Here is a 13,269-nt window from a genome sequence, read left to right as displayed (position 1 = left end):
CGTTTCGGTTTTCACCAAGCGTTCTAAAGTCAACGCCGGCGCGTGTGGTCGCGCCGGCGCATTTTCGGATCAGGCGGGCCTTTGCGAAAAGGCCCGGTCAGCCGTTAGGCCATCCACCAGCGTTCCATCCAGCGTTCGCCGTCCATCTCCCAGTTCGATGCCATCTCGCCATGCATCACGTCGTCGGATTTGGCCGAGACGTAATTGGCGAACATCGGGATGACGACACCACCCTGGTTGGAGACGAGATCCTGCATCTCCCAGTACATCTGGCGGCGCTTGTCGTCGTCCAGTTCGGCCCGGGCCTTGACCAGAAGTTCGTCAAAGCGCTCGTTGCACCAGAAGCTGTCGTTCCACGACGCGCCGCACTGATAGGCCGTCGAGAACATCTGGTCTTCCACCGGACGCCCGCCCCAATAGACGGCGGTGAACGGCTCTTTCATCCAGACGTCGGACCAGTACCCATCCTTGGGCTCGCGTACCACGTTGACGTTGATCCCTGCCGCCTTGGCCGAGTTCTGGAACAGAACGCCCGCGTCCACGGCGCCCGAGAAGGCCGCCTCGGAGGTGTGAAGCGTCACGTCCAGACTGTCGACACCGGCCTCCTTGAGATAGAACTTGGCCTTGTCCGGATCATAGGTCTTCTGCTCCAGCTCGCTGTTGTAATAGCGCTGACCCTGACCGATCGGGTGGTCATTGCCGACCGAGCCGTAGCCGAACAGGATCTTTTCAACCAGTTCTTCGCGGTTGATGGCATATTTCAGCGCCTGACGGATGTTGTTGTCCGTGTAGGGATCCTTGTTGGTCGACATGGCGAAGGTGTAATGCTGCGTGCCCGCAAGGGTTTCGACCGTGATGCCCGGCCGGCGACCCAGCAGATCGGCGGCCTTGAGGTCCACCCGGTCGATCGCGTGCACATCGCCCGACACAAGCGCCGTGGTCCGTGCGTTCTGATCGACGATGGACAGCATTTCGCAGCTGTCGATCCATGCCACGTCGTCGCGCCAATGGTTCGGATTGCGCTCGAAGCTCGAGATCACGCCGGGCTGAAAATTCTTCAGCACATAGCTGCCGCAACCATTGCCGGACTGCCAGTCCATACCGTCTGCAGTCGCCGGGTGAATCGTCAGGTGATAATCCGACAGAATGAACGGGAAGTCGGCGTTGCCGCTCGACAGCTTGAATACAACCGTGTCGCTGCCATCCGCCGTAAGCTCGGTGATCGGGGCGACCAGCGGACCGGCTGCCGAGGTCGAGTTCTCGCCGCGATGATGATTGATCGATGCGATCACATCCTCGACGGTCAGTGGCTTGCCATCATGGAACGTGACGCCCTGACGGATCTTGAAGCGCCATTCGCTTGCATCGGACGATGCCTCCCAGCTTTCGGCAAGCTCGGGTACAAGCGTGCCATCGACAGCCACTTCAGTCAGGCGACCGTGGATCGCAAAGCCAAGTGCCAGCACGTAGCCGTTGGACCATTGGCCGGGGTTCAGCGTGTCGGTCGTCTGACCATGGCCCTTGGCCACACGCAGGTGACCACCGCGCTTGGGTGCCGCCATTGCCCCGCCCATGGGCAGCGTCGCCAAGAGTGCGCCGGCTGCCGTGGTTTTCATGAATCCGCGACGGTCCAGCATGCCGCCTTTGATGAGTGTCATTGTTGTTTCTCCCTGTTTTGTTGCGTCTTGACTGTCGGTCCGGGCGCGATGGTCCCGTTCCCTTTGGACCTGCCGCTTCTGATCCGACTTCTCCCGAGCCTCAAAGCGACATTCCGCATACATTTCCGACGTTAGTATGACGGTATCATGTAGTGCAACGTCATTGTTCCGGTTTGATGTCCTGTGGGGTTACCCCCTACTTTTTATTGATTGACGAGTCAATTAAACACGAATAGGCCTGTGGGGCAACAGCAATTCACAAGTATTGGGGGCACAGCATGCCCAAGATCGGAATGGAGCCGATTCGTCGGTCTGCCCTGGTCGAGGCGACGATTCATGAGATCGGCCTGCAGGGAACGCTGGACGTGACGGTCAGTCAGATCGCCCGCCGCGCCGGCATGTCCAGTGCGCTGGCGCATCACTATTTCGGGTCCAAGGAGCAGATGTTCGTGGCTGCGATGCGCCATATCCTGACGCTCTACGGCGCCGAGGTGCGTGGCGCGCTGGTGATGGCGAAAACCCCGCGTGACCGGGTCGAGGCGATCATCCGCGCCAGCTTCGCACCGGCGCAGTTCCGCTCCGAGATGGTCTCGGCATGGCTCAACTTCTATGTGCAGGCGCAGAAATCCGAAGATGCCCGGCGCCTTTTGCATATCTATCAGCGCCGGCTGCGCTCGAACCTGCATCATGCCATTCGCCAGATCGCGCCGGACAACGCCTCTCGGTTGACCCGTGGATTGGCGGCGATGATCGACGGGCTCTACATCCGGCAGGCCCTGCGCGTCGAGCCGCTCGAGCCCGAGCGCGCGATCAGCGTGCTGCTGCATTATCTCGATACCACTCTCAAGGTCGAAACCGCATGAGCACCCGCCCCAACATCCTCATCTTCATGGTCGATCAACTGAACGGAACGCTGTTTCCTGACGGTCCGGCCGACTGGCTGCATACGCCGAACCTGCGCCGGCTTGCCGCCAGGTCGACCCGTTTCGCGAATGCGTATACCGCCTCACCGCTTTGTGCGCCGGGCCGCGCCAGCTTCATGTCCGGGCTCTTGCCATCGCGCAGCCGGGTCTATGACAACGCAGCCGAATTCGCCGCCGACATCCCCACCTATGCGCATCACCTGCGGCGCGCGGGCTATCAGACCTGCCTTTCGGGCAAGATGCATTTTGTCGGACCGGATCAGTTGCACGGGTTCGAAGAGCGTCTGACCACCGATATCTACCCGGCCGATTTCGGGTGGACCCCCGATTACCGCAAACCCGGGGAACGGATCGACTGGTGGTATCACAATCTCGGATCGGTCACCGGCAGCGGCGTGGCCCAGATTTCCAACCAATTGGAATATGACGACGAGGTGGCCTACAACGCCACCCGCAAGGTCTATGATCTGGGCCGCGGCCATGACGTGCGGCCCTGGTGCCTGACGGTCAGCTTCACGCACCCGCATGACCCCTATGTGGCGCGGCGCAAATACTGGGACCTCTACGAAGAGAGCGACCATCTTCTGCCCGCCGTGCCAGCCATGGCCTACGAGGATCACGATCCGCATTCCAAACGCATCTTCGACGCCAATGACTGGCGCTCCTTCGACATCACCGAGGCGGATATTCGCCGTTCGCGGCGGGCCTATTTGGCCAATATCTCCTATCTCGACGACAAGATCGGCGAGGTGCTCGCGGCACTGGACGGCACGCGACAGACCGACAACACGATCATTCTCTTCGTGTCGGATCACGGCGACATGCTGGGTGAGCGTGGATTGTGGTTCAAGATGTCCTTCTACGAAGGCGCGTCGCGTGTCCCCTTGATGATCGCGGCGCCCGGCATGGCGCCCGGGCTGGTGCGCACCCCGGTCAGCACGCTCGATGTCTGCCCCACCTTGTGTGACCTCGCCGGCGTCTCGATGGACGAGATCGCGCCATGGACCGAAGGACACTCGCTCGTGCCTCTGGCGCAGGGCGGCGCCTCCCGCGCCCCGGTGGCCATGGAATATGCCGCCGAGGCCTCGCATGCGCCGCTGGTCTGCCTGCGCGAGGGGCGTTGGAAATTCACCCGCTGCGCGCTCGACCCCGATCAGCTCTTCGACCTCGAGAGCGATCCGCATGAACTGACCGATCTCGCAGGCGATCCCGCCCATGCGCAGACGCTGCAGCATTTCAGCGACATGGCCGATGCCCGTTGGGATCTTGCCGCGTTTGATGCGCAGGTTCGTGAAAGCCAGGCGCGCCGCTGGATCGTCTACGAGGCGCTGCGCAAGGGCGGCTATTACCCGTGGGATTACCAACCGCTGCAGAAGGCCAGCGAGCGTTACATGCGCAACCACATGGATCTCAACGTGGTCGAGGAAAATCAGCGATTCCCCCGTGGGGATTGACCCTTTCACTGTTCCCGAAATACTCCCGCCGGAGGCGATATGACATTTGCGACCCAACCCAACGCCAGCCATTTCGTGAATGGCGCCTATCTCGAAGACACGGCCGGCACGCCGCTCGAGGTGATCTACCCTGCGACCGGCGCTGTCATCGCGACCCTGCATGAGGCAACGCCGCAGGTTCTGGATCAGGCGATCGCCGGTGCGCAGGCCGCGCAAAGGCACTGGGCGCGCCTGTCGGGTATGGAGCGTGGCCGCGTGCTGCGCCGTGCCGCCGATATCATGCGCGACCGCAACCACGACCTGTCGGTGCTCGAAACCTATGACACGGGCAAGCCGCTACAGGAAACGCTGGTGGCCGATGCCACGAGCGGCGCGGATGCGCTGGAGTATTTCGGCAGCATCGCGGCGGGTCTGACGGGCGAGCATATTCAACTGTCCGGCGGCGACTGGGCCTATACCATCCGCGAGCCTCTGGGTGTCTGCGCGGGGCTTGGCGCGTGGAACTACCCCACCCAGATCGCCTGCTGGAAGGCGGCACCTGCCTTGGCCTGTGGCAATGCGATGGTGTTCAAACCGTCCGAAACAACCCCGCTTTCGGCCCTGAAGGTGGCCGAGATCCTGATCGAGGCCGGCGCGCCTGCGGGACTGTTCAACGTGGTGCAGGGGGCGGGTGGCGTCGGCGGGCCGCTGGTGGCCGATCCGCGCATCGCCAAGGTGTCGCTGACCGGGTCCGTGCCGACGGGGCGCAAGGTCTATGCCTCGGCGGCGGAGGGCATGAAGCATGTGACGATGGAACTGGGCGGCAAATCGCCCCTGATCGTGTTCGACGACGCTTCGATCGAAGACGCGGTGAGCGGGGCCATACTCGGCAATTTCTACTCCTCGGGTCAGGTCTGTTCCAATGGCACGCGGGTCTTCGTGCACCGCGCCATCAAGGAGGCGTTTCTGGCCCGCCTTGCCGAGCGCACGGCCAAGGCGGTGATCGGCGATCCGCTGGACGAGGCGACCAGCTTTGGCCCGATGGTCAGCGAGACGCAGTTGCAGATCGTGCTGGGCTATATCGAGAAGGGCCGCGCCGAAGGCGGGCGGTTGGTCTGTGGCGGTAACCGCATCGACAAGCCGGGGTCTTGGATCGAACCCACGGTCTTCGCCGATGTCACCGACGACATGACCATAGCCCGCGAGGAAATTTTCGGGCCGGTGCTCAGCGTGCTCGATTTTGACGAAGAGGACGACGTGATCGCCCGAGCAAATGCCACGGACTACGGACTGTCGGCTGGCGTCTACACCCGCGATCTGCAGCGCGCGCACCGGGTGATCGCCCGGCTCGAGGCGGGAAGTTGCTTCATCAATTCGTACAATGATGCCCCGGTCGAGGTGCCCTTTGGCGGGGTCAAGGCTTCGGGCGTGGGGCGCGAGAACTCCAAGGCGGCGATCGCGCATTATTCGCAGCTCAAGTCCGTCTATGTGCGGATGGGCGAGACCGAAGCGCCGTTCTGAGCCCTTGCCGGGTCTGCGCCATCCGGCTCGGACCGAAACCGAAAAGATCACGGAGACAACCACCATGGAAGCCGATTACGTCATCGTCGGAGCGGGCAGCGCGGGATGCGCCATGGCCTATCGGCTGAGCGAGGCCGGCAAATCCGTTCTGGTGATCGAACATGGCGGCACCGATGCGGGGCCGTTCATCCAGATGCCCGGCGCTCTGAGCTATCCGATGAACATGAAGCGCTATGACTGGGGTTATCGCACGGAACCCGAGCCGCATCTCAACGGTCGCCGTCTGGCCTGCCCACGCGGCAAGGTGATCGGTGGCTCCAGCAGCATCAACGGCATGGTCTATGTGCGCGGTCATGCCTGCGATTACGATCACTGGCGCGATCAGGGCGCCGAGGGCTGGGGCTATGCCGATGTGCTGCCCTATTTCAAGCGGCTCGAATCCTGGGATGATGGCGGCCATGGCGGCGATCCTTCATGGCGCGGTCAGCATGGCCCCTTGCATGTCGGGCGCGGGCGCATGGCCAATCCGTTGACCCGCGCCTTCATCGAGGCAGGCGGGCAGGCCGGTTATCAGCTGACCGATGATTACAACGGCGCCAAGCAGGAAGGCTTCGGCCCGTTCGAGATGACCGTCTGGAAAGGCCAGCGCTGGTCGGCGGCGAATGCCTATCTCAAGCCGGCGCTCAAGCGCGAGAACTGCGATCTGCTGCGCGGTCTGGTGCAGAAGGTGGTGATCGAGAATGGCCGCGCCACCGGGGTCGAGGCGATCATCAAGGGCCGCCGCGAAGTTGTGCGTGCGCGCGCCGAAGTGATCCTTGCGGCGTCCTCGATCAACTCTCCCAAGCTGCTGATGCTGTCGGGGATCGGGCCGGGTGCGCATCTGGCCGAGCATGGCATTGAATTGGTCGCGGACAGGCCCGGTGTCGGTGCGAACCTGCAGGACCACCTTGAGCTCTATATCCAGATGGCGGCCAGTCAGCCGGTGAGCCTTTACAAATATTGGAATCTCTTCGGCAAGGCATGGGTCGGGGCCAATTGGCTGTTGAACAAACAAGGGCCGGGGGCATCGAACCAGTTCGAAAGCTGCGGCTTCATCCGGTCGCGTGCCGGTGTGGACTACCCCGATGTGCAGTTCCATTTCCTGCCGATCGCCGTGCGCTATGACGGTCAGGCCGCCGCCGAAGGGCACGGCTTTCAGGCGCATGTCGGCCCGATGCGCAGCCCGTCGCGCGGGGCGGTCACCTTGCGCAGCGCCGATCCCGGCGACGATCCGGTGATCCGCTTCAACTACATGAGTCATGAAGACGACTGGCGTGATTTCCGCACCTGCATCCGACTGACCCGCGAGATATTCGCGCAGCAGGCGTTCGCGCCCTATGCGCGGCACGAGATCCAGCCCGGCGCCGATGTCCGGAGCGATGATGAGCTTGATGGCTTCATCCGCGAGCATGCCGAAAGCGCCTATCATCCCTGTGGCACCTGCCGCATGGGGCGGCGTGACGATGCGGGAGCCGTGGTCGACAACGAGGCGCGGGTGATCGGCGTGGAAGGTCTGCGCGTGGCCGACAGCAGCATCTTTCCCCGGATCACCAATGGCAATCTCAATGCGCCGTCGATTCTGGTGGGGGAAAAGGTGGCCGATCACGTCCTGGGCCTCCCGCCTCTGGCGCCCGACAATTCAGAGCCTTGGATGCATCCCGATTGGCGGACCTCGCAGCGCTAAAGCGTCTCGCCCAAGTCGAAAAATCGCCCGGTTGCGTGGTCTGGCTTGATCCGTGTCAAGGCCGCTGCGGGGGCGCTGTGCGTATCGTGGAGCGCATATCAGGAAAAGGAGCGCATCCATATGTCTCACACCCCGCACGAACTGCATGAGGAATTTCCCGACAAGGCCGAGAAAATCTCGGCGCTCAAGCAATCCGATGCGCATTTCGCACGGTTGGCCGAGGAATATCACGACCTCAATCGCAAGGTTCACCGCGCCGAGACCAATGTCGAACCGGTGGCCGAACTGGTCGAGGTAGAGATGCGCAAGAAGCGCGCCGCGCTGAAGGATGAGATCTATCAGATGCTGTCGGCCTGACGGGACGACACCGCAGACGAGACGACACATCCCCTGGCACTCGAAGCGGTCGGCCCTGCCGGCCGCTTTTCCATGCGGTCAGCCCACCCTGTAGGGCAGCACATCGCGTTCGTCGGGCATCACCTGAAGCCGTCTTTCCAACGGCGGCACCGAGCGTTGATGGCAGTCGGTCCGCTCGCAGATGCGGCAGGAAATCCCGATCGGCTCAAAGGCGCGGGCGTTGGTCAGGTCCAGATCATCGGCATAGACCAGCGCATCGGCATGTTTCACCTCGCAGCCAAGCGCAATGGCAAAGCGGCGCACCGGTGCGCCGAAACTGCCCCCCGGTTTGCTGACATCGCGCGCAAGGCTGATATAGCGCACCCCGTCCGGCGTTTCGGCCAGCTGCCGCAGGAAGCGACCCGGCGTCTCGAAGGCGCGATGCACGTTCCACAAGGGGCAGGCGCCGCCGAAGCGGGCGAATTGCAGGCGTGTGGCGGAATGGCGCTTGGTGATGGTGCCGGCCTGATCGACGCGCACGAAAAAGAACGGGATGCCCTTGGCGCCGGGGCGCTGCAGGGTGGAAAGCCGGTGGCAGACCTGTTCGATGGATGCGCCGAACCGGTTCGCCAGAATCTCCAGATCGTGCCGCGTGTCCTGTGCCGCCTGCAGGAACGGGCCATAGGGCATGAGCGCTGCGCCGGCAAAGTAATTGGCCAGCCCGATCTTGGCGATGGCACGGGCCGCGTCCGATTGGAACCGCGCCAGATCGAGCGTCGCCTCCAGCAGCTTGTCCTGCGTCAGAAGCGCGACCTGTAGAAGCATCTGGAAGGTGCGTGTCTGTGGCTCGGTATGCGAGGAAAGATAGAGCACCTTGGCCTCGCGATCGAAGAGCCGCAATTTGCCGCTATCGACCTCGGAGACGGTGATGCCAAGCCCCGCCAGTTTTTCGGTCGCGATGTCGCGCACAGGCCGCCGGGCGCCGTCGGGGAGCGCAAAGCGTTCGGCGGCGCGGTCCATCGCGTCGATGTAATTGTCGCAGTAATGGAAGAAATCGCGCACCTCGTCCCATGGGCTTGGCTGGGTGCGCGAATCCTCGCGGCCAAGAGCCTCGTCCAGACTGGCCAGCCGCTCATGGGTCTGTCGATAGGCGCGGTGCAGTTCCAGAAAGGCGCGCGCAAGGGCCGGCGCGTTCGAGGCGGTCAGCCGCAGATCGGCCAGCGGCGGCGGATCATCGGCAAAGACCGGATCGGCCAGCGCCTCGCGCATGTCGCTGACCATGCGTTCCGCATCCCCGGTGCTCAGCTCGGTCACGTCGAAACCGAACTCCTGCGCCAGTGCCAGAACCACCGTGGTGCTGACCGGCCGGTTGTTGTTCTCCATCTGGTTCAGATAGGGCAGCGATACACCCAGCTTCGTGGCGAAATCCTTCTGCGTGAGGCCGAGCCGCTGACGCGTCTCGCGCAGTTTGGCCCCGGCATACAGCTTTTGCGTGGGCATCCTGGTCTCCGGGATTTGCAGCTTTGCGTTCCCGGCAGGTTAGGTTTGCAAAGCGATCCGCGCAAGAGGGATCAGCCCGCGCCGGGCGGGGTCAGAGCGTTGCGCAGCAGCGCCAGCGGATGGGCCTTGAGCGACAGGCGCATCGCGACGTAATCCTCGACCACCTCCTCGCCCAAGGTCATGGCGGGCAGGTGGGCGGCGGGTTCGTTCAGCCCTTCGCCATCCATGTCGCCTGCGAAAAGCGGCAGCGGCCGGTCACCGGCCAGCGCCTTGGCCTCCCACAGGGCCTCACGCCGGCCAAGCCCCAGCCCGGCGAAGGCATCGGCTTCGGCCAGCCGGGTGACGGTGGCGGGCGGCACACCGGCCCGGCGCCAGACATCGCGCACCTGAAGATATCCGTTGCCGCGTGCGCCGGTGATCCATGCGGCGTCCTCCTCGGCCAGCCCCTTGACCTGCCGAAACCCCAGACGCAGCGCCAGCCCGCCATTGCCATCGGGTTCCATCACATTGTCCCAATAGCTGGCGTTGATGCAGACCGGGCGCACCGTGACCCCGTGCTCGCGCGCATCGCGCACGATCTGGGCCGGGGCGTAAAAGCCCATCGGTTGCGAATTCAGCAGCGCACAGGCGAAGATCCCGGGGTGGTGGCACTTGATCCATGCGCTGGCATAGACCAGCAGCGCGAAACTGGCGGCATGGCTTTCGGGAAAACCGTAGCTGCCAAAGCCCTCGATCTGCGAAAAGCAGCGCTCGGCGAAGTCCATGTCGTAGCCGTTGCGCTTCATCCCGCGCAGGAACCGGTCGCGGAATTCGCTGACGCTGCCGTGTTTCTTGAACGTGGCAAGGCTGCGCCGCAGGCGGTCGGCCTCGTCCGGGGAAAACCCCGCGCCGGTGATCGCGATCTGCATCGCCTGTTCCTGAAACAGCGGCACGCCAAGCGTCTTGCCCAGAACGGCGCCCAAGGCGTCTGACGGGAACGAGACCTGCTCCTCGCCGTTGCGGCGGCGGATATAGGGATGGACCATGTCGCCCTGAATGGGACCGGGGCGGATGATCGCCACCTCGATCACCAGATCATAGAAACAGCGTGGCCGCATGCGAGGCAGGAAATTCATCTGCGCGCGGCTTTCCACCTGAAACACGCCCACGCTGTCGGCACGGCACAGCATGTCATAGACGCGCGGATCCTCGGGCGGCAGGGTGGCCAGCGTATGCTCCTGTCCGTGATGCCGGGCCAGCAGCTCAAAGGCCTTGCGGATGCAGGTGAGCATCCCGAGGCTGAGGACATCCACCTTCAGGATGCCAAGCGTGTCGATATCGTCCTTGTCCCAGCAGATCACGGTGCGCTCGGCCATGCTGGCGTTCTCGATCGGCACCAACTCGTCCAGCCGTCCTTCGGTGATGACGAAGCCGCCGACATGCTGCGACAGATGCCGGGGAAAGCCCTCGATCTCGTCGACCAGTTCCATGGTCTGGCGCAGGCGGCGGTCATCGGGATCAAGGCCGATCTCGCGCATCCGGTCGCGCGCCACCTGCCCCGAGGAAAAGAACCCCCAGAGCTGCGAGGACAGCGCCGATATGGTGTCCTGACTGAGCCCCATGGCGCGGCCCACCTCGCGGATGGCGCGCTTGCCGCGATAATGGATCACCGTGGCGCATAACCCCGCGCGCTGTCGCCCATAGCGGTCATAGATCCACTGGATCACCTCTTCGCGGCGCTCATGTTCGAAATCCACGTCGATATCGGGCGGCTCGTTGCGCGCCTCCGAGACGAATCTCTCGAAGACCATGGTGCCGATCTCGGGGCTGACCGAGGTGACGCCAAGACAATAGCAGACCACCGAATTGGCTGCCGATCCGCGCCCCTGACACAGGATGTCGCGGGACCGCGCAAAGGCCACCACATCATGCACGGTCAGGAAATAGGGCTCGTATCCCAGCTTGCCGATCAGGGTCAGTTCATGCTCCAGCATCGCGCGGACCTTGTCGCTCGCCCCATGCGGATAGCGCCAGTCCAACCCCTTCAGCGCGAGCCGCCGCAGACGCTCGGCGGGGGTTTCGCCGTGCGCCACCTCGCTGGGATATTCGTAGCGCAGCTCGTCCAGCGAAAAGGCCAACCGTGCGGCGACCTCACCGGCCCGATGCACCGCGGCCTCGTGCCCGGCGAACAGCCGCAGCATCTCGGCCTCGCTGCGCAGGCGGCACTCGGCATTGGCCAGCGCCGCCCGGCCCAGCTCGTCCACCCGCACCCCCTGGCGGATCGCGGTCATCACATCGGCCAACTTGCGCCGCCGCCCGTGATGCATCCTCGGACAGGCCGAGGCCAGGGCCGGCAGGCCCAGCCGGTCCGCCAGCTTGGTCAGCCTGTCGAAGCGCGCAGAATCCTGCCCGTCATATTCCGGTGCCATCAGCAGATGCATCCGCGCCCCCAGCCGACCGACCAGCCGCCGCGCCTGTGCCAGCCAGTCGGCGGCCTGCGCCGGGCCGGGCGGGTGCAGCAGCAATTCCAGCCCCTCGGCGCCCTGCAGCACATCGTCCAGCGTCAGATGGCAGGCGCCTTTTTCCGCGCGTCGTCTGCCTGTGGTCAGCAACCGGCACAGACTGGCCCAACCGGTGCGGTCTTGCGGCAGGGCTGTCAGGGTCACGCCCTCGGTCAGGCACAGCCGCGCGGCGGGAATCAGGCGGGGGATATTGGCCCAGTCCGGCCCGTCAGCAGTCAGCCCTTCCGGGGCGGGCGGGCCGATGGGGCCGTCACGCGCTTCAAGCGCTTGCCGCTCGGCCACCTGTCGGCCGATTTCGCGGGCGGCGGCATGGGCGCGCACGATCCCCGCCACCGAATTGTCATCGGCGATGGCGATGGCGGGCAGACCCAGACAGGCGGCACGCTGCACATACTCCTCAGGGTGCGATGCCCCGGTGAGAAAGGTGAAATTCGATGTGATGGACAGCTCGGCAAACATGACAGGACAAGATTATATTCACGTTTTGTTCTTTTGCGAGTCCTGATCTGTCTCATCCCAGCCTTTCAGCCGCTCATCTTCTTGAAGCGTTTCGCGAAATGCAGTGCTCCGTTCAATCGTTGCACGCGTTCCGCCTGTCGCTGATGCCTCAGGTCAAAGGCGGAACGCTTTAGTGAAAGGTTTCAGTGAAAGGTTTCGGGCGCGCAGGGGCCACCGCGAAAACAGCTCTGCACCCGCTCCAGCGTTTTTTCCGATGGCTCGGGAAAGCCGAAACCGCCGCAGGGCGTGACGGTCAGACCATAGCCCTCGCCGGTCTGTTCCAGAAATCCCAGATATTCGATCCCCGAACGCGCCCCGGCGCACCACGGGCCAAAGCATTGCGCGTTCAGCGTGATGGGCTGGTCGAAGGGCAGGGTGAAGCCGTCCCGCGTCAGAGCCTGCCCTGTAAGCTGCGCGGGGATGGCGGTGTTTGGCGGGGTCTCGTGCTGGCGGTCCATGTCGGCCACCGGCAGCGCCGTTTGGTCGAACACCAGAACCCCGCGCACGATGACATAGGCCTCTTCGGCCTGATCGGCCTCGGCATAGGTGCGCGCGATGTCATGCGGCAGGCAGGACAGAGCCAGCGCCGGACCGGCCATCGCCGTCAGCAGCGCCAGCCCCGCCAGCCCGCGGATCATAGCCGGTCCCCGAAGGCCGCCAAGACCCGTTCATAGACGCCGCGCTTGAAGGGCACGATATTGTCCAGCAGCTCTTCGGGCGCCATCCAGCGCCATTCCGAGAATTCCTGATGATCGTCGGCGTCGATCCGCACCTGATCGTCGGTGCCATGAAAGCGCAGCAGGAACCATTTCTGCTCCTGGCCCCGGAACTGCCCTTTCCACAGGCGCGGCACAAGCTCGTGCGGCAACTCGTAGAGCAGCCAGTCATCGGTCTCGGCCTCGATGGTGACCAGATCGCGGGTGACGCCGGTTTCTTCCTCCAATTCGCGCAAGGCCGCCTCGCGCGGGTCCTCTCCGGCATCTACGCCGCCCTGCGGCATCTGCCATGCGGGCGGATCATGCGGCTGGCGGTCGATGCGCTGGCCGACAAAGGCGTGGCCTTTCTCGTTGACCAGCATGACGCCCACATTGCGGCGATAGGGCAGGCGGGCGATGTCTTCGGGTGTCATATCCGGGCCTTTCATTTCGGGCGCCACTTTTGCGAAACCGCGGGCTG

Annotated in this window: 10 protein-coding genes; 5 read left to right on the top strand and 5 right to left on the bottom strand. The window is 63.9% G+C overall.

Features of this window, described 5'->3' with window-relative positions:
• Window positions 1-104 precede the first annotated feature (104 nt).
• On the bottom strand, window positions 105-1,658 hold the full coding sequence (locus F3H35_RS02125) for an ABC transporter substrate-binding protein (protein ID WP_149777997.1): 1,554 nt from the start codon (window positions 1,656-1,658) through the stop codon (window positions 105-107).
• 278 nt (window positions 1,659-1,936) lie between these two features.
• Between F3H35_RS02125 and betI the strand changes: the two genes are divergently transcribed.
• The 5 genes from betI to F3H35_RS02100 all read left to right on the top strand — a co-directional run bounded on the left by betI (window position 1,937) and on the right by F3H35_RS02100 (window position 7,615).
• Window positions 1,937-2,521, top strand: coding sequence for a transcriptional regulator BetI (betI, locus tag F3H35_RS02120; protein ID WP_223228286.1), 585 nt, complete (start codon window positions 1,937-1,939; stop codon window positions 2,519-2,521).
• Complete coding sequence (gene betC, locus F3H35_RS02115; RefSeq protein ID WP_149777996.1) at window positions 2,518-4,035, top strand: choline-sulfatase; 1,518 nt, start codon at window positions 2,518-2,520, stop codon at window positions 4,033-4,035. The genes betI and betC overlap by 4 nt, the downstream gene beginning before the upstream one ends.
• A gap of 39 nt (window positions 4,036-4,074) precedes the next feature.
• On the top strand, window positions 4,075-5,535 hold the full coding sequence (gene betB, locus F3H35_RS02110) for a betaine-aldehyde dehydrogenase (protein WP_149777995.1): 1,461 nt from the start codon (window positions 4,075-4,077) through the stop codon (window positions 5,533-5,535).
• Window positions 5,536-5,599: 64 nt separating this feature from the next.
• Window positions 5,600-7,258, top strand: coding sequence for a choline dehydrogenase (gene betA / locus F3H35_RS02105; RefSeq protein WP_149777994.1), 1,659 nt, complete (start codon window positions 5,600-5,602; stop codon window positions 7,256-7,258).
• A gap of 120 nt (window positions 7,259-7,378) precedes the next feature.
• Window positions 7,379-7,615, top strand: coding sequence for a YdcH family protein (locus F3H35_RS02100; RefSeq protein WP_149777993.1), 237 nt, complete (start codon window positions 7,379-7,381; stop codon window positions 7,613-7,615).
• Between the two features lie 78 nt (window positions 7,616-7,693).
• On the opposite strand, the gene F3H35_RS02095 is transcribed toward F3H35_RS02100, so the two are convergent.
• The 4 genes from F3H35_RS02095 to F3H35_RS02080 form a co-directional block, all read right to left on the bottom strand.
• Window positions 7,694-9,094 carry a helix-turn-helix domain-containing protein gene (locus tag F3H35_RS02095; RefSeq protein WP_007816219.1) on the bottom strand — a complete coding sequence of 467 codons (1,401 nt, stop codon included), beginning with the start codon at window positions 9,092-9,094 and terminating at the stop codon, window positions 7,694-7,696.
• Between the two features lie 71 nt (window positions 9,095-9,165).
• The gene (locus F3H35_RS02090; protein ID WP_149777992.1) at window positions 9,166-12,054 is read right to left on the bottom strand and encodes an error-prone DNA polymerase; all 2,889 of its coding nucleotides are present in this window, start codon (window positions 12,052-12,054) and stop codon (window positions 9,166-9,168) included.
• A gap of 182 nt (window positions 12,055-12,236) precedes the next feature.
• The gene (locus F3H35_RS02085; protein ID WP_149777991.1) at window positions 12,237-12,731 is read right to left on the bottom strand and encodes a hypothetical protein; all 495 of its coding nucleotides are present in this window, start codon (window positions 12,729-12,731) and stop codon (window positions 12,237-12,239) included.
• Window positions 12,728-13,222, bottom strand: a complete 495-nt coding sequence (locus tag F3H35_RS02080) for an RNA pyrophosphohydrolase (protein WP_149777990.1) — start codon at window positions 13,220-13,222, stop codon at window positions 12,728-12,730. Before F3H35_RS02080 ends, F3H35_RS02085 begins: the two co-directional genes overlap by 4 nt.
• Between the last annotated feature and the right edge of the window lie 47 nt (window positions 13,223-13,269).

Source organism: Roseovarius litoreus (genome assembly GCF_900142765.1).
GTDB lineage: Bacteria > Pseudomonadota > Alphaproteobacteria > Rhodobacterales > Rhodobacteraceae > Roseovarius > Roseovarius litoreus.
Note: the sequence above shows the minus strand (reverse complement) of the source record. Positions and strands in the feature narration are given on the sequence as shown.